Raw genomic sequence first — 19,524 nt, forward strand, 5'->3', positions numbered from 1 at the left:
AGACATTGGTAAATTGTTGATAATGACGGTCTCCCGGAGCGCAGGTTATACTAGGCATATCGGACAGGTTGATGGAAATGCAAGATAAAATCGGAAAAAACGGAAAGCCAAAAACTTTTTTCGAAATCGCGCAACCTTTTCCGATTCGACGCGTCTAAGAATGTGAAAAACAAACCACAACGAAAAGCATTTGCCTATTATTCTCAGCGATTTTTCTTTACGATGCAGGTGACACGTAGTATAATGTTAGAGTGGTCTACCTATCCAATGATTGGTTTCTACAAGTTTCTGCGCAGGCTAGCGCCGCGCAGACTTTAAGAACATAATTACCGCTCAACTCTGGGAAGGGGGTGAAACCGACAATGAGGAAATCGAGCTTATACTTACTTAAACAAAATTCTCAAGGGAAACATATCCGAGGAGGAGACAAAAAGGTTATGAAAAAAGGTTTGTCCGCTGTTTTGGCAGCTAGCCTTGCTTTCTCTGCGTTTGGTTCCGTAGCATTCGCAGCAGACAGCACCAAGGACCTGACGGCTCTGGAGAAATTCCAAGAGCTGGTTAAAGAAGGCATTTTCGATCCGGAAGGTGCCGGCAACGGCGCTGATCTGGAAGCTCTGACGACTCGCGCACAAATCGCGAAAATCCTCGTAAAACTGCTCCGTGCTAACGAGGATGCAAGTGCAGAGAAATTCGACGACGTTGAAGCGGACGACTGGTTCGCTGGTTATGTCGGCGCTCTGCAAAAAGCGAAGCTGATCGACGGCGTAAGCGACGAGCCGCCGCTGTTCGCTCCGAACGACAACGTAACCATCGAGCAATTCGCGAAACTGGTTGCGATCGCGCTGGATCTGGACATCGACGCTAACGCTGAAGTTGAAGGCGAAGTCTCCGAATGGGCGAAAGGTTATGTTGCCGCTGTTGTCAAAGCGGGCTACTTGGCTCCGCAAGAAGACTACACGGCTGAAGCTACCCGTGAGGTGCTCGTAACTTCCGCATTCGCAGCTAACGAGATCATTAAGGAGATTGAAGAAGCGAAAAACGCTACTAAAATCTCCTCCTTCGCTGCAGTTGGCGCGAAGAAGCTGGAAGTGAAATTCAGCAAAGCGGTTGACAAATCCAAAGCAACGATCTCTGTTAAAAAAGGTACCATTCCGGTTAACATTGCGAAAACGACGTTCTCGGAAGACAACAAATCGGCGGTCATCGAAACCGTATCTAACCTGACCAAAGGTGAATATACGGTTACCGTATCGGGCGTAGAAGCTACTGCGTTGGAAGCTAAAGTCAGCGTTGAAGACGAGAAAGTCACCAAAATCGAATTCATCGGCGACAAGGCTCCACTGTCCCGTGGTGACGACAAAGTCATTACCGCCAAACTGAAAGTATATAACCAATACAATGAAGATGTAACGAAGTCGCAAGTAAACAACAACCAAATCCAAGTAAATAGTGGGTATCAAACCACAACTGTTAGCAATGACGGAACTGTTACAATTACGTCTTTGACTCCTTTTATGATTGACACGAAAGTGGCTGTGAGCGCCGTCCACAAAACTACCGGGACATATGCTAGCGCTACGTACACTGTAGCAACCAAAGCTCAAGTCGCTAGCCTTGCGTTTGATAAACTCTACAACGCAAACGGCAAAACCGAAATTGAAGTTGGTTCCAGCGAGACGTTCTACTTGCTGCTGAATGCCAAAGACCAATTTGGCAACACTGTAACGACAGACACTTATCTGGAACAAGATACGGTAGTCAACGTCACGAATACCTCTGTTATTTCGGTTAACGGCCTGGCTGCAACCGGCCAAGCTGATTATGAAGAGTTGACAATTGACGGCGTTAAATATGCCGCCCTGAAGTTGACGGCTCCTTCCAAATCGGGTACGTCTCAAGTTTTCGTTTATTCCAAAGCGACCGGTCAATCGGCATCCTTTGAAGTAACCGTTAAAGACAGCTCCAAAATCGACACGCTGACTCTGGAAGCTCCGGATTTGGTTGTAGGTGGCGAAACGGTTGAACTGCCTTATACGGCACTGGACCAATTCGGTAAAGATGTAACTTCGTTGAACGGTTTCACGGATCTGAACGTATCCGTAACCCAAGGTACGTATTCGTTTGAAAAAGACTATGTGAATAACAAAGTCAAATTTAAATACACCGCACCCAGTGTTACGGAAGCAACTACGGTGTATATGACGGTTCAAACGAAAACGTACAAATTTGTTCAGTTGCAGCTGACTGTCCAACCGAACAAAAAACCGCAAGTCATTTCCGGTGTTGACGAGTTGAAGTACGCTCTGGCTCCGGGGGCAACTACAACGATCAGCCGTGACAAAATCAAAGTGCTTGACCAATACGGACGCACAAAAACTCTTGCTAACTTTGCCGGATATGAGGTTCAAATCAGCAAGGACAACGCAAATGTTGAGTTTGACGGAAGCGCATCGAGCACGGCAACTGTAGATGCAGCTACGACTTCCGTTAAGCTGAAAGGCAGCGCAACGGCAAACGGGTCGACTAACTTTACGTTGAAACTGGTAAATGAGGCAACCGGTGAGACTGTTGCAAACTCCGAGTATACGTTCTCGGCAAGAACTGTTAAACGTACAGATATTACAGGCTACGAAGTGGCTGATATTGCAAAACTGTACGCAAATGGCAACACTGCTCATGCTAAAGCCCTTGATGTTGTAGGCTTGCTGGCTGACGGAACGAAAGTTGCTATTCCGGATGGCGACACTTCCTACTACAATGTAACAACTGTAGGTGTAGCCTATGACAGCGTGAATGACACAGTATACGCGCCTGCAAGTCTTTTTACAGCGTCTGAGTCTAATACTGAAAAATCGTTCAAAGTTATCATCCATGGCAGCACTAATAACGGCGCTCAAGTAATTGAGAAAACGGTAGTAGCAAGCAATGTTGGACCGGCAGCTACTACATTGACACTCCGCAACCAAGACAATGACATCATTGTTAGCCAAGGTGAAGGCTACGTTACGGTAGCTGCTGGCGACGCTAGAAACGCACGTAGTGATGCTTCCGGGGCGCTTGTTGGCACCGGTAACGATGCTACAGGAGTAGGATCGGGTTATAGCTACACGATCACTGCTGTAGCAGCAAACGGTAACTCTATCGTATTCAAAGTCATTGTACAATAATTGAGTTATCTTAAACGAAAGATCGGAAGCTTTAAGCTTCCGGTCTTTTTCTTTTCTCGAAACTTTTCTTGCCTTCTGCCAGTCTATTAAATAGAGGCAAGACTTGAAAGATGGGAGAGAGAAGACAGCATGTTTCAACTGAAAATGTGGGCCAGAACGATGGCGCTGGCTGCTGCTATTTCTACGGCTTTTGCGCCATTCGGGTCTGTGATGATGCCGGCTCAAGTGTATGCGGCCGAGAAGCTCGAGTTGGTGGAGCAATCGCCGATTACATCCGGAGCGACGTTAAACCGGTATATATGGCAGTTTGAACGAAAAGGCCAGCCTGTGTCCGTAAACGTGGATGCGATCATCGTTGACTTACATAATCCGTACGTGAAGCTGGACACGATCATGGGCACGAACAACCAGTACACGAAGAAGCAAAACATTCAGAAAATGGCTCAGGAAGCCGGTGCGGTTGCGGCTATCAACGGCGATTTCTTCAACACGAAAGCCGAGGGTGTGCCTATCGGTCCTCAGATTCGGGACGGCAAGCTGGAAGCGACGCCGCCTTATCTGATCGGGTTTCAATCGTTTGCTTTAACGAAGGATAACGAACCGATTATCGACTTGTTTACCTTCGAAGGCGCCGTAACGGCGGAGGACGGAACCTCCTATCCGCTTGGCGGAATCAATAAGACGTATTATTGGTACGAAGACGATGGTGTCCATACGCCTGGTCAACACGCGATGATCGACGGTCTTTATATGTATACCCATAGCTGGGGACAAGTATACAGATCGATTGACGGCGTTACGACACCGACCGAAGTGCTGGTGCAAAACGGGGTCATCAAGCAAATCGAGCTTGAAGGAATCATCAATCAAATTGCTCCGGAAGATGGCTACATCCTGCGGGCCTCCGGCAAAGCGCATGAATTTGTCCGCGATCATCTGAAAGTTGGCCAAAAAATAAAAGTCAATTACCGCATGTTTGCCAAGGATCCGACGAAAACCTACGATCCGAGCACGTTCAAAACCATGATCGGCGGACATACGATCCTGGTGGAAGACGGGAAGCCGTCGGGATATTCCCGTTCCATCTCGGATATTTCCGGATATGCCGGAGTGGCTCGTACGGCTGTCGGTTTCTCGAAAGACAAACGATATGTGTATCTGATTACCGCGGAGAAATCGGAACGGAGCCAAGGGCTTACGATTCCGGAGCTGCAAAACTTTATGGTCAACATCGGCGTTTGGCGCGGCATGAATCTGGATGGCGGCGGTTCGACGCAAATGGTGTCCAGACCGCTGGGCGGTACGCAGGTGCAATATGTCAACCAGACGACAAACGGAGAGAAACGGCCGGTTGTCAACGGCTTGGCCATCTGGTCTCTTGCGCCCAAAGGCGCGCCCAAAAGCATTAGCATCGCGGGTCGAAGCGATCTGCTGATCGGACAGTCTTATGCGTATTCGCTGACCGGCTACGACGAATATTTCAACACGTTGTCTGCGGCGGACCTGGCGCCATTGGGCAAATGGACTGTCACCGGCAACGGAGTGATCAACGGCAATACCGTAACGGCTACCGCCCCTGGAACGATCACGCTGAAGGCGACGGCGGGAACGGCCTCGGCTCAGCATCAAATCCGCGTGCTGGGCGGCCAAGACATCCACAGTCTGGAGATCACCGGGAATATGCCCGAGCTGAAGGTCGGAGCGACTTATCCGCTGCCGGCAGTTGTGGCTCTCACATCGGACGGACAAGAGCGTGCCGTCCCCGCCGCAGGATTAAGATGGGAATTTGCCGGTTTTGATGCGGAGGTTAATGACGATCGGCTGACGATTAAAAGCATGGATGGCGATCAACCCGCTTATCTGATTGCGCACTATGACCGGTTTAGCACGTCCCAGCTTTTGACCAGCGGGGAGACGGTCGTCTTCGCCGATTTTGAATCCAATACCGACATTGTCAAAAAAGTGACGCCGGCGGATGTCAAAGGCGAGGTAAGCCGCGTTCAATCGGGCAACGGGCATTCTCTTAAGCTTCAATACGACTTTACCGGCGGGGACAAGGTAACCAAGGCTTTATACGCTCAATTTGGCCCCGAAGGTCAGAAGATAACAGGAAATCCGTCCGGCATGACCTTAAAAGTGAAAGGCGATAACAGCCATAACTGGATCCGCGCGGAATTTAAGGACGCTGCCGGTCAAGTAAAATGGGTAGACATTACGCGGGATACGAACTGGTCCGATTGGAAAACGGTGCATGTTCCGTTGAACCTCTCGAATATGCAGCAGCCTCTGAAGCTGAACCGGATCTATGTCGTGAATCCGGCCAACGGCCAAGAAACCCGGGCGTTAACCGGAGCGGTAGAGATCGACGACGTCTGGCTCCATTACCCGCCTAAAGCCGATCAAACCCGCAATGAAGTGGAGCTGGTGATCGACAAGCCGACGTTAAAGGTGAATGGGAACACTCTTCGGCTGGACCAAGCCCCGGTTATCGACCGAGGCAATACGCTGGTGCCGCTGCGTTTCGTCGTAGAGGCGATGGGCGGTCAAGTGATCTGGAACGATACAGCCGCGGGACGAAGCGTGCAAGTGCTGCTGGGTTCGAACTATGCGCATATGTGGTTGGGCAGCGAACGGATGGCCCTCAACGGCAAAGCCGTTACCGCGGAGGTGCCGCCTCAGCTGATGAACGAACGCACGATGGTGCCCCTTCGCGTGCTGGCCGAATCGATGGGCTGGACGGTCGAATGGGACGGCGAAACACGGACAGTTACGCTCAAGTAAAGCCATTTGATGCCGGACCTGCTATAATAGATTCCGAGATTGCTAGATGTCGCCAACCGGGTGACAAGCGGGAGGTACGGAATGAGTCAGCGAAACAAATGGAAATGGGCAGGCAGCATTGCGGTGCTGGGATTAGGCATGTGGATCGGCGGAGCGATCACGACGGACGCGAGCTCGCCGACGCAGCCCGGATCGCCGGACGACCCGCTCGTAACGAAAAGTTACGTCGATAAATTGTTGGCCGGAGGCAGCGGGGGGTCCGTAAGCGCGGACAAGGCGATCCAGGAGCTTCAAGCCGAGCTTGAGAAGGCGAAACAGGAGCTGAAGAAGATTGTCGACCAGGCCGGCGGGATCGGCGGCAGCACGGCGCCTGCGGCCGGATTAAAGGTCGAAGTGCTGAAACCCGGCATGAAGCTGTTTGGCGGCGAAGGCGCGACCGTGATCGTCCGCAATGGCGATGTCAGAGCGATCAGCACCGACGGCAACGGCATACCGGACGTCACGGCTGGAGAAGATATTCAAGACGGTCAGACGGTCGGATTAAACCATATGCTGCTGTTCCCTCGGGACGGAACCCGCGGCATTACGCCGGGACCGCAGCAAAAGGACGACGTGTACGTAATCGTGCAGGGGCCTTATGTAATCATCCCATAAAGCCTCGCGGAATACGCCAATTTCGCCTTGACAGCGTTCGGAAGCTTTGACAACGATTCATACGGGTGCCGCGGCGCCGATCAGCCATACTAGATCTATACCACTCAAGGAGGTCAATGCAAATGGCGAATCGGCGCAATAAATTGGTACCGGGCTGTGAGAAGGCGATTGACGATTGGAAATACGAGATCGCGGCGGAATTGGGTTTGGCGGTTGGACCGCAGTCTCCCGCCAACCTGAACACGGAATTTGCGACGGAGCTGGGCGCGGTTCCCGTTGGCTCGGTTCGATCCGATTATTGGGGACATTTGTCTTCCCGCGAAACGGGAGCGGTCGGCGGATCGATCACGAAACGACTCGTGGAAATGGCCGAACAATCGAATCGCGGATAGTGACAAATTCGGGCATATTTAACGTTGACAGGCCTCATTTCGTTGTGTATGATGAATATTCGAAGGTTAACGAAGAGACGACCTTTTCCTATTGGAAAAGGTTCATTTTTTATGTAAACCAGCTTTCCCAGGAGGGTGATAAATGATGGCTTCTTTCAACGGACGTCGGTTGTTTACTTCCGAATCGGTTACGGAAGGGCATCCGGACAAAATCTGCGACCAGATCTCCGATGCGGTTCTTGACGCATTTCTGGCGAACGACCCGAATGCCCGCGTAGCGTGCGAGGTGTCGGTGGCAACCGGTCTGGTATTGGTTATCGGGGAAATCAGCAGCAAATCGGATTATGTCGATATTCAGGCGATCGCTCGTCAAACGATCCGGGATATCGGATACACTCGCGCCAAATTCGGATTTGACGCCGAGACTTGCGCGGTGCTGCTGTCCCTGAACGAACAGTCTCCGGACATCGCCCAAGGCGTGGACCGTGCCCTCGAAGCTCGCGAAGGACAAATGACCGATTCCGAGATTGAAGCTATCGGCGCGGGCGACCAAGGCCTGATGTTCGGGTTCGCTTGCAACGAGACGCCCGAACTGATGCCGATGCCGATCGCGCTCGCGCATCGCCTGTCCCGCCGCCTGTCCGAAGTTCGCAAGAACGGCACGCTGCCGTACTTGCGTCCGGACGGCAAGACGCAAGTCACGATCGAATATGTCGATGACAAACCGGTACGCGTCGATACGATCGTCGTCTCCACCCAGCACGCGGAAGAAGCGACGTTGGAGCAAATTAAAAAGGACATCATCGAGCATGTCATCAAACCGGTTGTTCCGTCGGAATTTATCGATGCCGAAACGAAGTATTTGATCAACCCGACGGGCCGCTTCGTAATCGGCGGACCTCACGGGGACGCAGGCCTGACAGGCCGTAAAATCATCGTCGACACATACGGCGGCTATGCCCGCCACGGCGGCGGCGCGTTCTCGGGCAAAGACCCGACGAAGGTGGACCGTTCGGCGGCTTACGCGGCTCGTTACGTCGCGAAAAATATCGTAGCAGCCGGACTGGCGGAAAAATGCGAAATCCAACTGGCATACGCGATCGGCGTGGCCCGTCCGGTTTCCATCAACGTGGATACGTTCGGAACGGGGATTGTTCCGGATGCCAAATTGGCGGAGGTTATCGCGAAAAACTTCGACCTGCGTCCGGCCGGCATCATCAAAGAACTCGACTTGCGCCGCCCGATCTACAAGCAAACCGCCGCTTACGGCCATTTCGGCCGCACCGATCTGGACCTTCCGTGGGAGCGTACGGATAAAGCGGACCAATTGCGTGCGGACGCTTTGGCATAAAACTGATCCTTCATGCCTATATCGTTTGGATCGAAAGCCGCTCGATTCGTTTGTCGAATCGGGCGGCTTTTTGCCAATATTGGCGGGTAAGTGGTAAAAATTTAGTACAAACCGACCAACAACTCCGAAAACTTATATGGTAGAATAAGAGAATAAGCTAGCCCATACAGAAAGGTTCGGTTCTTGGTGCAAGCGGACGCGATCGATCAGATCATCAAGAATGCCATCCGCGTGATGGAAGACAGCAAGTATCAGATATACGAAATCAGCCAAGGGGCGCGGTCCGAGTATGCTCATCTGAAGCGGGAGCTGGATGAGATTAATAAGACCGCGGCCGAGACGATCGAGATGGTCGACAAGCTGGAGGTTGAATTTCGGCGCGCACGCATCCGATTAACCGAGGTTAGCCGCGATTTCAACCGCTACAATGAAGCGGACATCCGAACCGCCTACGAGCAGGCGACCAGCTTGCAGCTTCAGCTCAGCATTTTCCGCGAGAAAGAGCAAAATAACAAAATCCGCCGGGACGATATCCAGCGCCGGCTCAAAAACGTGGAGAAAACGGTCGAACGGGCTGAAGTGCTGGTCTCGCAGATTAACGTCGTGCTGGAATACTTATCCGGAGATTTGAATCAGGTTACGCGTATTCTCGAATCCGCCAAAAATCGACAACAGCTCGGTTTTAAGATCATTTTGGCGCAGGAAGAGGAACGCAGACGCATTTCCCGGGAAATTCACGACGATCTTGCCCAATCGCTTGCGCATATCGTGCTCCGGGCGGAAATCGCCGAGCGTATGCTGATGAAGCAAGATCTGGATGCGGTTCGTGTCGAGTTATCGGATATGAAGTCGCAAATCCGAAGCAGCCTTGAAGAAGTAAGAAAAATGATATTTAATTTGCGCCCGATGGCGCTGGACGATCTCGGTCTGGCTCCTGCGCTGCGCAAATACATACAAGATTTCGAAGAACGGACGAAAATCCATGCCGATTTCGAAGTGTTCGGGAAGGAAGTCCGTCTTCCTTCGCCGATGGAGGTCGCGATCTACCGACTCGTGCAGGAATCTTTCAGCAACGTCTACAAGCATGCACGGGCGACATATATCCGGGTCGAATTAACGTTTCAACGCCAAATGGTGCGCTTAATCGTCCAGGATAATGGCGTCGGCTTCCAAGTCGGCAAGGATGACGCGGAAATCGGTCGGTTCGGATTAATGGGGATGAGAGAACGGGTCGAACTGCTGGAAGGCGAATTGCAAATTGAGAGCGCCCCCGACAGGGGCACGAAAATTTCATTGGCCATTCCGATCTCGGTTGAACAGAAGGAGGAATATTAGGTGGGGGAAGCAATGACGGCTATTCAGTCCAAAGTTAAGATTCTGATTGCCGACGATCATCAACTGCTGCGCGAAGGCGTCAAACGGATCTTAAACATGGAAGACGATTTCGTGGTTGTGGGCGAATGCGGCGACGGCATTCAAGTACTGGAGCTTTGCAATTCGCTGAACCCCGATGTCGTGCTGATGGACATCAACATGCCGGTGCAGAACGGCGTCGCGTCAACGGAGAAAATCCGCGAATATTTCCCGAATATCAAAGTGGTCATCCTGTCGATCCACGACGACGAGAGCTATGTGTTCGAGACGCTCCGCAAGGGCGCCGTGGGATACCTGCTGAAGGATATGGAAGCGGAATCTCTCGTTCAGGCGATCCGTTCGGTGGTCGAAGGCCATGCGTACATCCATCCGAAAGTAACGGGCAAGCTGATCAACCAGCTTCGCCGGATGACGTATCTGGACGGTTCAGGGACGATTCCGGCCGCCGGCATCAAGGAAACGGCCGCGACGTATACGGCGAGTCCGAGCAGCCCGCTGACGCGGCGCGAAGCCGAGGTGCTGAGGCTGATGTCGGAAGGCAAAAGCAACCGGGCCATCGGCGACTTTTTGTTTATCAGCGAGAAAACGGTTAAGAACCACGTCAGCAGCATCCTGCAAAAGCTGGAGGTGGACGACCGTACTCAAGCGGTCATCATCGCGATCAAAAACGGATGGGTTGCCTTGTAACGCTTGATTCGCAAGATGCGAAACCGGATAGCGCGGCCGGCGTTCGGGTTGCCGTTGCCCGTTATCGTGAAGCGGTTGGTGAAAGCGCCGTCATTCGCGATTGACACCCGACTTGATCATGCGGCATATACTGTGGCATAACCGGAAGGCGCCAGGGAGCCGAAGCTGCTGTTCGAAGCCCCGGCCTTTCCAGCATTGCCGGATCGTGGACGCGCTTAACGGCGCCTCTCCGCCCGGCGGCTACGGGAGGTGCACCGTCATGATCATCGGATTGCTAGGCATCCTCGCCAGCTACGGTCTCGCGGTATTGGGCGTTCATCTCGCTTATGCGCGGACGCGCCGGAGCAGAGGGGATGTGGCCGAGCCGCAGGTTGTCTTTCTCACCCGGAACGGGCAAGATCAGATCGAATGGTATATACGATCGCTGCAGTGGAGTTCCAGTCTGCGAGGCCGGCCTGTTGCCGTGACGCTTCTGGACGAGGGCTCGACGGATCAGACGGTCGCCATTGCAAGCCGTCTGGCCCGGCGGGGCATGCGGATCGACGTTCGGGAGTGGGACGGCACGGGCGGGGGGGATCCGTCTTCGGGCGTCCGGAACGAGATTTGTGTCGATCTGAGGGGCAGCGGAGAGCTTCGTCCGTTGCCGGTCTGGTAACGAAGGCCGCTTTTTTTCTGCTGCACATGAATATAAGAGAATGGGTGAGTCAAGCAGGCTCCCGGACGGTGCGCGGCACCGGTCGGGGGCTTTTTGTATGCCACTCTACTGCGGAGACGCGTATCCGCAATTCATTCGAGAGGAGTGAACGGTTATGCGGGCCTGGGTGTATGCGGTCAGGGTATCCGGCGAAAACGAATGGACCTGGCGTTATACGATCGACCGCGAGGCCGACCGTTATTACTGGTCGGCCCGGGGCGGAGCCGATGTGCTGGAGATTGAATCGCAGGTTTCTCTCGGGCAAGCTGTCTGGCTGGGCGAACGCCTCCAGGCGGTTCGCCAGCGTAGCGATCCGAAGCGGGCATTCGAGCGGGTGATCCGCGAGGCGGCGCTGGAGCCGTGGCCGGGCGGCGCTTGGCTGGGGAGACTGCAACACGAGGGGCGATTCCGCCGGATCGCGGAAGGAGCCGAGCGGTCGACAGGTTGGCGGCCGCCGGACGAAGGGCTGCTGCGCCTGGTCGAGCGCCGGCTGGAGGGACGCTCGTTGCTGCGGGCGGAGCTGGAGCAGTCGCTGGCGGACGCGGGCTGGACGCCGTCGCGCGGCTCGTGGACGGCCGCGCTGCAACTGCTTGCGCTTCGCGGACGGGCCCGCATTCTCGGCGGGCTCGAACCGCCCGGCCGGCGGCCCCGACGCGGGTACGGGCGCCGGCACCGCCATCGCGGTTGGCGGTGCCGGCGCTGCGGCAGCGGCGCGCGCCTGCATGCTTCGCCTTGTCCGTTCTGCGGAACGGACTGTCCCTACTGCGAAGCATGCCTCGCCCTCGGGCGAGCGCGGTTCTGCTCCATGCTGGCCCTGGGCCCCCAGGGCCAACATGGAGCGGGAACCGCGGGGCGCGCACCGCAGCCGCTGTACCCGCGGCCGCCGGCCGAGCGGCTCGCCCGCTGGGGCTTGAGCCCGGCGCAGACCGCCGCCGCGGAGGCGGCGCTGGCCTGCCTGCGGCGCGGCGGGGACGCTGCGCCGTCCCGGGCCGGCGGCCTCGGCAGGCTGGGCGCCTTCGCGGCGGGATTCATCCTGCGCCTGCTTCGCATCCGCCCTTTCTCCCGCGCCGAAGAGCCGCGGCGATTCCTGCTGTGGGCCGTCACGGGCGCCGGCAAAACGGAGATGATCTTTCCGCTGCTGGAGGAGACGCTGCTGCGCGGCGGCAGAGCCGCCGTCGCCTCCCCGAGGCGGGATGTGATCCTCGAGCTCGACCCGAGGTTAAGGCGGGCCTTCCCGCATATCCCGATCGCCGCGTTGTACGGGGGCAGCGAACAGCGATGGGATCAGGCCCCTCTGACGTTGGCGACGACACACCAGTTGATGCGGTTCCACGAAGCCTTCGACCTCTTGGTGTTGGACGAGCTCGACGCCTTTCCTTATCACAACAACCCGATGCTGCATTACGCCGCCGCCAAAACCGTCGCGCCCGGAGGCGTCCACATTTTGCTGTCGGCTACGCCACCCCGGGAGCTGCGCCGGCTGGCGGACCGGGGGCGTCTTCCGCACGCGCGGGTTCCCGTACGCTATCACCGGCATCCGCTGCCGGTCCCGCGAAGGCTGCGCGTTCCTCCCTTGCGCCGCATGTCCGCGCTGACGCCGGCGTTGAAGCGGCAATTGGAGCTTTCGGCCGAACGCGGGGCCCAGATTTTCGTCTTCGTGCCGGAGATTGCCCGGGTGTCTAAGGTAGTCACGATGCTGCGCCAGGTGTTCCCACAACTCCCGATTGACGGCACATCCTCCCAGGACCCCGAGCGCGCCGCGAAGGTGGCCCGATTCCGGGAACGGGAGATTCGCATGCTGGTGACCACGACGATCCTGGAGCGGGGAGTTACCGTCCCTAAGAGCGACGTCTACATTCTCGATGCGGACTCCACACTGTTCGACGAAGCGGCGCTCGTCCAAATGGCGGGAAGGGCCGGCCGGTCAGCCGAAGACCCGGCCGGACTCGTCTGCTTTGCGGCGGCGGAGTGGACGCGTTCCCAGAGAGAGGCGATCCGTCAGATTCGAGGCATGAACCGGCTGGCGGGACGCAAGGGGTATCTGATCCGCCGGCCTAGCATATTTTTCCGACCCGGGAGGCCCGAAGATGCTTAAGAAACGTTCTGCATTATCCGATATAATGAATAGATGGAAAGAAGCCGGATACGATCTAATGCGGCCGCGGTCGGCGGCTTGCCGCATATGCGGCGGAGCGGCGATTCCGGGGGAGTCGGGCTGCGAGGAACTGGCCGGTCTGCTCTGCCGTAACTGCCGCCGGTTAATCCCCTGGATCGACGAACCGGTGTGCTTCCGGTGCGGGCGCGGCGAGACATGCCCGGACTGCGTGCGCGCGCACGGTCCCCGGGGCTATGAGATGAGCCGAAGCGCCGTAAGGTATACGCCCGAGATGAAGGCGTGGCTTGCCCGTTATAAATATCGGGGCGACGAACGGCAGAGCGTTTTGTTCGGGGCGATGCTTGCCCGCGCATACAGGCGCCATTATCGGGATCTCCGCCCCGATGCGATTGGTTTCGTTCCGGTCACGGCGGAACGGCTTGAAGAACGGGGATTCAATCAAGCGGAGCGTATGGCGATGGAAGCGGGCCGACGGCTCGGGATACCGGTGTGGAACTTGCTGGTGCGCCATCGTCAAACGGACAGCCAGAGCCGCAAGAACAGGCGGGAGCGGCTTCGGATCGGGGCGGACATGTACGAAGCGAGCGGAACGGACGCGTCCCGACTGGACGGCCCTCGCCCGAAAACGCTGATACTGGTAGACGACGTATATACAACAGGGAGCACCCTGGCGGCATGCGCAACGGCGATTGCGGCGCGGGCAGCCTGCCGCATATACGGGCTGACTTGGGCCCGGTGAAGAAAGACCATGTTTTATGGGTAAGGGAGGAACCGTCGATGAATGTTGACTACTGTCCGAGGTGCGGCAAGCTTTACGCCAAAAACGTGTTGGGCATGTGCCACGCTTGTTATAAGGAATTGGACAAGATGTACGAAGCTTGTGTGGAGTATTTGCGCAAACATCGCGGTTGCGACATTCAGCAGCTCAGCGCCGAGACCGGCGTATCCGTCAAACAGATTATCAAGTTCATCCGCGAGGGCCGGATCTCGATCATGGCCAATCCGAACATGACGATTCCTTGCGAGGTTTGCGGGAAAGACATTCGCGAGGGTACGATCTGCGAGAGCTGCCGATCCAAATTAAACAAGGACATCCAGCGGATGCACGGGGAGGAGCGGCATCGCGAGGAAATGCAAGAGATCGAGCGAGCGCGCTCAACCTATCAGATTCGCGACGACAAATACAGGCCCTAATGATTTGAAATACGCCTGCCGATATACAAACTAAATGTAAAGCGTCGGAACGAAGAGGTGATGCTTATGAAAATCAACCGGGTTTCTCATTTGAACTTGGTGCAATCGTACCAGCGCCAGCACGACAAGATAAACGCCGGGCCCGCGGCGAGAAGCAAGCAGAAGGATCAAGTGAGCATCTCTCCGGAAGCTCAGGAAATGCTGGACGCGCAAAAATTGGACGCCGCGGCGTCGAAAGATCGGGTCAAACAATTGAAGGAAGCCTACACGACCGGCACGTACCGCGTGGAAGCGGGCAAGATCGCCGAGAAGCTGCTTCCGTTCCTGCAATAACCCAAGTCCCGTCCCGCAAGCGAATGGAGGAAACGAGATGAATCCCGATTTGCAGGAAGTGGTAGAGCTGCTTCGCGGCATGACAGAAGCGCACGTGCAGCTAGCCGAGTGCGGCCGCCGCAAGCGCGATGCTATCGTCCAAAACGATGTCGACACCGTCTCCCAGTGCATGAATCAGGAAACGCGGCTCCTGAATCGGGTGGCGGAGATGGAACAGGCCCGTCTGAAGGCCATCGGCAGGTTCCTGAGCAAGCTGGGGATGATCCCGACTCCGGGGTTCACCTTGACGCAGTTGATCCAGCTCGCGTACCGGGCGGAGGAGAAAAACGCCCTGCGGGAAGCCCAGCAGGAGTTGTCGGCCGCTCTCCGCGAACTCAAAGCTGTCAACGATCTCAACCAGCAGTTGGTTAAGCAATCTTTGGAGTTCATCCAGCTATCGCTGGACGTGATTGCAGGTCCGCCCGCCGAAGAAGCGACGTACCATCATCCGGTACAGGGTCACGGTTTCCAGCGGCAAGGCCTTTTCGATACGAAAGCTTAAAGACATGAGGTGAACCCGATGAGATCGACTTTTCATAGCCTGGAGACGGCCAAACGGAGCTTGTTCACGCATCAGGCCGCTTTGAGCACGACCGGACATAATATTGCGAATGCCAACACGGCGGGATATACGCGCCAGGTCGTGAATATGGTGGCGGCCAGACCGATCGAGGCTTTCGGCATGATGCGCTCCAACGCTCCCGGCCAGCTCGGAACGGGCGTCGAGTTCAGTTCGATCACCCGAGTGCGGGAAAAGTTTCTCGACGACCAGTTCCGCAACGAAAGCAAGTCGCTGGGCAACTGGGAGGTTCAGCAGGATACGCTGGAAAAGCTTGAAAAGATTATGAACGAGCCGTCGGAGTCCGGAATCCGGACGGTTCTGGATAATTTCTGGAAAGCATGGTCCGACCTGAGCCAGAACCCCGAGAGCATCACCGGCCGCAAGATCGTGCGCGAAAATGCGAAGGCGCTGGCGGATGCCCTGAACCTGACAAGCAAACAGCTCAGCGATCTGAGCGCCGACCTGACGGAGAACATCAATGTGAAGGCGAACGAGATGAATACGAAACTCGAAGCCATCCTGAATCTCAATGAGCAAATCCGGCGGATCGAGGGGCTTGGGGACAATGCCAACGACCTGCGCGATCAGCGCGATCTGCTGACGGACGAGCTGTCCAAAATCGTCAATATCCGCGTCTCCGAGAACGACTCGGGCTACACGATTATGATGGGAGCGGTGGAGCTCGTCAACGGCACGGCGTATACGCCGGTTGACGCGGCGGCGCTGGAGAGCGCTTATGCGTCCGGGGATCTGAACAGCGGCGAAGTATTCGGCATGATCGTGTCCCGGGACGTCTATGTGGCCGATTATCAGGCTCAGCTCGATACGATGGCCAATACGATCGCCAACGGCGAGTTGCGCATGAAGCTGCCGGAAGGCGCTGTGCTTCCCGACAACACCGTGCTGGGGGTCGTACAAGCGGATGGCAAAACCGTCGTTCCCCAGACGTTCTCCGGCGCGGGACGAACCGTTCCCGCCGGCGGCTTGACCGTTGTGGTGAACGGCATTAACGGTCTGCATCAGCTTGGATACAACCTCAACTCCCCCGTCGAAAAAGGCGTGGCGTTTTTCTTGAACGATACGGGCGGCACGGCTGTTACGGCGGCCAACATCCGGCTGAATCCGGTGATCGACGGCGATCCGAGCAAGATTGCCACGTCGATGCGTACGGAAGGGACGGGAACGGCGGAGACCGTTATTAAAGGCAACAACGCACTGGCGCTGCTGATGTCGCAAGTGAAGGACAGCAGCTTTGACTTCAGCTCGGCAAGCCCGGGGGCGATCCTGCAGAACGGGACCATTAACGATTTCCTTCGTTCCATGGTCGGACAATTGGGCGTCCAAAGCCGGGAAGCTTCCCGTCAGGCAGGCAACCAGCATATTATTCTGGAGCAGGTCGATTCGAGACGGATGTCCGTAAGCAGCGTGTCGCTGGACGAAGAGATGTCCAATATGATCAAGTTTCAACATGCGTACAATGCGGCGGCGCGCAATATGACAGCCGTAGACGAGATGCTCGACCGCATCATTAACTCGATGGGCCATGTAGGCCGCTAATCGACGATCTGACTAAATCGAGGTGAACCTACATGCCGCTTCGCGTTACGCAAGGCATGCTCAACAATCAGTTCATGCGCAACCTGTCCAATAATATGAGACGCATGGATGTGATCCAGGATCAATTGTCCACCGGCCGCCGCATCAACAAGCCGTCCGACGACCCGGTCGGCATCACGTACAGCCTGCGCTACCGCAGCGAATTGTCCGCCAACGAGCAATACCAGCGGAACACCGATGCGGCCCTGTCCTGGCTCGACCAGACGGATAGTTCGCTTAACCAGGCCGGCGAGATTCTGCAGCGGGTTCGCGAGTTGACCGTTCAGGGCTCCAACGGAACGAATCCGCCAGCGGCGATGGATGCGATCCGCAAAGAGATCGAGCAGCTCAAGCAACAACTTGTGGACGTTGCCAGCACGACACTGGACGGCAAATACATTTTCAACGGGCAAAAAACGGACCAGCCTCCGTATCCGAGCGTCGACAACGCCGCAGGGGCTGTGACGGACCCCTTCTCCATTCCGTTTGAGGTCGGGTTGAACGTCGAAATTCCGGTGAACCTGACGGGCAATGACGTATTTGGCAAACCGACCGATCCGGACAATTTGTTCCAAGTGCTGGACGACCTGATGGCGCATCTTGCCGCTAACGACCACGGCGAGGTTTCCAAGATACTGGGACGGCTCGATTCCCGCATGGAAAAGTTCCTCGGTTTCCGCTCGGAGATCGGGGCCCGAATCAACCGGATCGAGATGATGCAGGGCCGCCTGGAGGACCTCGGCATCAATCTCACTTCGCTCCAATCCAAGGTTGAAGATGCGGACATGTCCAAGCTCATCACCCAACTGAAGATGGACGAAAGCGTGTATCAGGCCTCTCTGGCGATCGGTTCCCGCTTGATCCAGCCGAGCTTGATCGATTTCCTCCGCTAAGGCAGGTGAACCGGCATGCCGTCTATCTCCCAGATTCAGATCCGGCAGCAGTTCGGCCAACTGGGCATTAGCGCCGGCTTGGGGAGCTACCGCATAAGCCAGCCCAAGGCGCAGATGGAATACGAGACGACTTATCCGCAAGTGAAAATCTCCCAGCCGAACGGCGAGCTGCGAATCGATCAATCGGCGGCATGGGACGCGCTTGGCGTAGGCGGGATTATCCGCACGATGAACCGCGTCTACGACGAAAACGTGCGCCAGGCGAACAAGGCGATACAACGAATCGTCAGCGACGGCGATCGGATGATGAACATCGCGGACGAGGGCTTTGTCATTCCGGAGCTGGCCAAGGATCTGTTTCACAGCTTCTATGACGTTTCGTTTGAGGGACCGGCCCGTTACGACAACGTCGATATCAGCTACAAGGCCCGCAAGCCTGTCATCGAACTGCAAGAGGGCCAACTGAACGCGGACATCCGGAAGCGGGAGCCGGAGATCGAATATAACCGCAGATGGGTCGACGTCTACGTACGGCAAAAGCCGTCGATCGACATCATTCCTCCGCGTATTGATGTCCTGTTGTAACGGCAGGTATAATGAAATGACGATAACCGGAACGGCTCCGCGCTCTGAAATCGGCAAGGCGGCAGCCGTTTCTCTGCTTTATGCCACATTTCCGTTGAGAGGGGCGCCGAGTCATTATGATCGTAAATACGCTGCATTTTGGTGAGATCGAGGTACCCGACGACCAGTTGATCGAATTTCCGCACGGCATTCCCGGATTTGAGCGACATCGCAGGTTTGCCCTGATCGAATCCCCATCCAACCCCTTCGCCTATTTGCAAAATGTTGATGACCCGTACGTCGGCTTCCTTGTGACCGACCCGTTTACTTTTTTCCCGAATTATGAGTTCGTTTTGGGGGAGGAGTGGAGGGGGCAACTGCGGATCGAGGACCCGGGAGATGTACTGGTAAGGGTGACCGTCAAGCTTGGCTCGGGACTGTCCGACGCGACAGCCAATCTGCTTGGGCCCATCGTGATCAATCAGCGAGAACGTCTCGGCCAACAGGTTGTGCTGTATCCGTCGGCGTATACCACCCGCGAACCGTTGTTGTTCCCGGGGGAGCGTGATGAACCCTGTCGGTTGGCAGACAGCGGAGAGGAGGAGCGGCATGCTCGTACTCAGCCGTAAAAAGGGAGAAGCCATTCTTATCGGCGACGACATCGAATTGACGGTGCTTGAGGTCGAAGGGGAGACAATTAAGCTTGGCATCAAGGCCCCCCGGGATGTTCGCATATTCCGCAAGGAAATCTACTCCGCGATTGGTCAGGCTAACCGGGAGGCGGTAGCCGGGCCGGTGGACGCCGGCATGCTAAAGAACCTGCTTAGGAATCTAAACAAGGATAAGGATTAGGGGTGAGATTGGTGGCTCATGAAGAGAAAGGTGCAATTGTTCTATTTAACGGGCAGAGTCAATACGACGTACTGAGATATTTTATATTTGATTTGGCGAAAGCTTTTCAAACAATCGGCTTTCAGGCAGAAATAGTGGACTTATTAACTAGTTTCCCCTGAAAAAGTCAGGGTGTTTTGAGCATAATTAAAAGGAATTCAGCACCTCAAAATGGAAATTGTTATTGACGAGATAACAAAGTTCCACACCCCGAGGGAAGAATTCCTTTGCTATAG

General features: G+C 55.6%; 18 protein-coding genes. All 18 read left to right on the forward strand.

What is annotated here, in order from left to right; genetic code table 11:
* The first annotated feature begins 437 nt into the window (after positions 1 to 437).
* The 18 genes from FE781_RS12230 to csrA all read left to right on the forward strand — a co-directional run bounded on the left by FE781_RS12230 (position 438) and on the right by csrA (position 19,249).
* Positions 438 to 3,167, forward strand: a complete 2,730-nt coding sequence (locus FE781_RS12230; RefSeq protein ID WP_170209527.1) for an S-layer homology domain-containing protein — start codon at positions 438 to 440, stop codon at positions 3,165 to 3,167.
* A 129-nt stretch (positions 3,168 to 3,296) separates the two neighbouring features.
* Positions 3,297 to 5,948, forward strand: coding sequence for a stalk domain-containing protein (locus FE781_RS12235; protein WP_138789912.1), 2,652 nt, complete (start codon positions 3,297 to 3,299; stop codon positions 5,946 to 5,948).
* Positions 5,949 to 6,029: 81 nt separating this feature from the next.
* Positions 6,030 to 6,602, forward strand: a complete 573-nt coding sequence (locus tag FE781_RS12240; protein WP_138789913.1) for a hypothetical protein — start codon at positions 6,030 to 6,032, stop codon at positions 6,600 to 6,602.
* A 122-nt stretch (positions 6,603 to 6,724) separates the two neighbouring features.
* Entirely contained in the window at positions 6,725 to 6,994 is a 270-nt protein-coding gene (locus FE781_RS12245; RefSeq protein ID WP_138789914.1) for an alpha/beta-type small acid-soluble spore protein, read from the forward strand.
* Between the two features lie 145 nt (positions 6,995 to 7,139).
* The gene (metK, locus tag FE781_RS12250) at positions 7,140 to 8,345 is read left to right on the forward strand and encodes a methionine adenosyltransferase (RefSeq protein WP_138789915.1); all 1,206 of its coding nucleotides are present in this window, start codon (positions 7,140 to 7,142) and stop codon (positions 8,343 to 8,345) included.
* Between the two features lie 186 nt (positions 8,346 to 8,531).
* Positions 8,532 to 9,680, forward strand: coding sequence for a sensor histidine kinase (locus tag FE781_RS12255; protein ID WP_138789932.1), 1,149 nt, complete (start codon positions 8,532 to 8,534; stop codon positions 9,678 to 9,680).
* Between the two features lie 12 nt (positions 9,681 to 9,692).
* Positions 9,693 to 10,406, forward strand: coding sequence for a response regulator (locus FE781_RS12260; protein ID WP_138789933.1), 714 nt, complete (start codon positions 9,693 to 9,695; stop codon positions 10,404 to 10,406).
* A 259-nt stretch (positions 10,407 to 10,665) separates the two neighbouring features.
* Positions 10,666 to 11,061, forward strand: a complete 396-nt coding sequence (locus FE781_RS12265) for a glycosyltransferase family 2 protein (protein ID WP_138789916.1) — start codon at positions 10,666 to 10,668, stop codon at positions 11,059 to 11,061.
* A gap of 154 nt (positions 11,062 to 11,215) precedes the next feature.
* Entirely contained in the window at positions 11,216 to 13,195 is a 1,980-nt protein-coding gene (locus tag FE781_RS12270) for a helicase-related protein (RefSeq protein WP_138789917.1), read from the forward strand.
* Between the two features lie 58 nt (positions 13,196 to 13,253).
* Entirely contained in the window at positions 13,254 to 13,955 is a 702-nt protein-coding gene (locus FE781_RS12275; protein WP_170209528.1) for a ComFC family protein, read from the forward strand.
* Positions 13,956 to 13,993: 38 nt separating this feature from the next.
* Positions 13,994 to 14,410, forward strand: coding sequence for a flagellar protein (locus tag FE781_RS12280; RefSeq protein ID WP_138789919.1), 417 nt, complete (start codon positions 13,994 to 13,996; stop codon positions 14,408 to 14,410).
* A gap of 66 nt (positions 14,411 to 14,476) precedes the next feature.
* Complete coding sequence (gene flgM, locus FE781_RS12285; RefSeq protein WP_138789920.1) at positions 14,477 to 14,743, forward strand: flagellar biosynthesis anti-sigma factor FlgM; 267 nt, start codon at positions 14,477 to 14,479, stop codon at positions 14,741 to 14,743.
* A gap of 37 nt (positions 14,744 to 14,780) precedes the next feature.
* Positions 14,781 to 15,284 (forward strand): flagellar protein FlgN, encoded by a 504-nt coding sequence (locus FE781_RS12290; protein WP_138789921.1) that lies wholly within the window; start codon positions 14,781 to 14,783, stop codon positions 15,282 to 15,284.
* Between the two features lie 18 nt (positions 15,285 to 15,302).
* Positions 15,303 to 16,901 carry a flagellar hook-associated protein FlgK gene (gene flgK, locus FE781_RS12295; protein WP_138789922.1) on the forward strand — a complete coding sequence of 533 codons (1,599 nt, stop codon included), beginning with the start codon at positions 15,303 to 15,305 and terminating at the stop codon, positions 16,899 to 16,901.
* 32 nt (positions 16,902 to 16,933) lie between these two features.
* Positions 16,934 to 17,833, forward strand: a complete 900-nt coding sequence (gene flgL, locus FE781_RS12300; RefSeq protein WP_138789923.1) for a flagellar hook-associated protein FlgL — start codon at positions 16,934 to 16,936, stop codon at positions 17,831 to 17,833.
* A gap of 15 nt (positions 17,834 to 17,848) precedes the next feature.
* Positions 17,849 to 18,418 (forward strand): DUF6470 family protein, encoded by a 570-nt coding sequence (locus FE781_RS12305; protein ID WP_138789924.1) that lies wholly within the window; start codon positions 17,849 to 17,851, stop codon positions 18,416 to 18,418.
* Positions 18,419 to 18,534: 116 nt separating this feature from the next.
* Complete coding sequence (gene fliW / locus FE781_RS12310) at positions 18,535 to 19,026, forward strand: flagellar assembly protein FliW (protein ID WP_138789925.1); 492 nt, start codon at positions 18,535 to 18,537, stop codon at positions 19,024 to 19,026.
* Positions 19,007 to 19,249: a carbon storage regulator CsrA gene (gene csrA, locus FE781_RS12315; RefSeq protein WP_138789926.1), complete on the forward strand. Its 243-nt coding sequence runs from the start codon at positions 19,007 to 19,009 to the stop codon at positions 19,247 to 19,249. Before fliW ends, csrA begins: the two co-directional genes overlap by 20 nt.
* The last annotated feature ends 275 nt before the right edge of the window (positions 19,250 to 19,524 follow it).

The organism is Paenibacillus thermoaerophilus, from assembly GCF_005938195.1.
In the GTDB taxonomy this organism is placed as follows: Bacteria; Bacillota; Bacilli; order Paenibacillales; family Reconciliibacillaceae; genus Paenibacillus_W; species Paenibacillus_W thermoaerophilus.

Excerpts from the sequence above, each read along its gene's own strand:
- FE781_RS12290 (WP_138789921.1), top strand. The coding sequence starts at position 14,781 with ATGAATCCCGATTTGCAGGAAGTGGTAGAGCTGCTTCGCGGCATGACA.
- FE781_RS12240 (WP_138789913.1), top strand. The coding sequence starts at position 6,030 with ATGAGTCAGCGAAACAAATGGAAATGGGCAGGCAGCATTGCGGTGCTG.
- fliW (WP_138789925.1), top strand. The coding sequence starts at position 18,535 with ATGATCGTAAATACGCTGCATTTTGGTGAGATCGAGGTACCCGACGAC.
- flgK (WP_138789922.1), top strand. The coding sequence starts at position 15,303 with ATGAGATCGACTTTTCATAGCCTGGAGACGGCCAAACGGAGCTTGTTC.
- FE781_RS12245 (WP_138789914.1), top strand. The coding sequence starts at position 6,725 with ATGGCGAATCGGCGCAATAAATTGGTACCGGGCTGTGAGAAGGCGATT.
- FE781_RS12270 (WP_138789917.1), top strand. The coding sequence starts at position 11,216 with ATGCGGGCCTGGGTGTATGCGGTCAGGGTATCCGGCGAAAACGAATGG.
- FE781_RS12265 (WP_138789916.1), top strand. The coding sequence starts at position 10,666 with ATGATCATCGGATTGCTAGGCATCCTCGCCAGCTACGGTCTCGCGGTA.
- FE781_RS12275 (WP_170209528.1), top strand. The coding sequence starts at position 13,254 with ATGCGGCCGCGGTCGGCGGCTTGCCGCATATGCGGCGGAGCGGCGATT.
- FE781_RS12280 (WP_138789919.1), top strand. The coding sequence starts at position 13,994 with ATGAATGTTGACTACTGTCCGAGGTGCGGCAAGCTTTACGCCAAAAAC.
- FE781_RS12305 (WP_138789924.1), top strand. The coding sequence starts at position 17,849 with ATGCCGTCTATCTCCCAGATTCAGATCCGGCAGCAGTTCGGCCAACTG.
- flgL (WP_138789923.1), top strand. The coding sequence starts at position 16,934 with ATGCCGCTTCGCGTTACGCAAGGCATGCTCAACAATCAGTTCATGCGC.
- FE781_RS12230 (WP_170209527.1), top strand. The coding sequence starts at position 438 with ATGAAAAAAGGTTTGTCCGCTGTTTTGGCAGCTAGCCTTGCTTTCTCT.
- csrA (WP_138789926.1), top strand. The coding sequence starts at position 19,007 with ATGCTCGTACTCAGCCGTAAAAAGGGAGAAGCCATTCTTATCGGCGAC.
- metK (WP_138789915.1), top strand. The coding sequence starts at position 7,140 with ATGGCTTCTTTCAACGGACGTCGGTTGTTTACTTCCGAATCGGTTACG.
- FE781_RS12235 (WP_138789912.1), top strand. The coding sequence starts at position 3,297 with ATGTTTCAACTGAAAATGTGGGCCAGAACGATGGCGCTGGCTGCTGCT.
- FE781_RS12260 (WP_138789933.1), top strand. The coding sequence starts at position 9,693 with ATGACGGCTATTCAGTCCAAAGTTAAGATTCTGATTGCCGACGATCAT.
- flgM (WP_138789920.1), top strand. The coding sequence starts at position 14,477 with ATGAAAATCAACCGGGTTTCTCATTTGAACTTGGTGCAATCGTACCAG.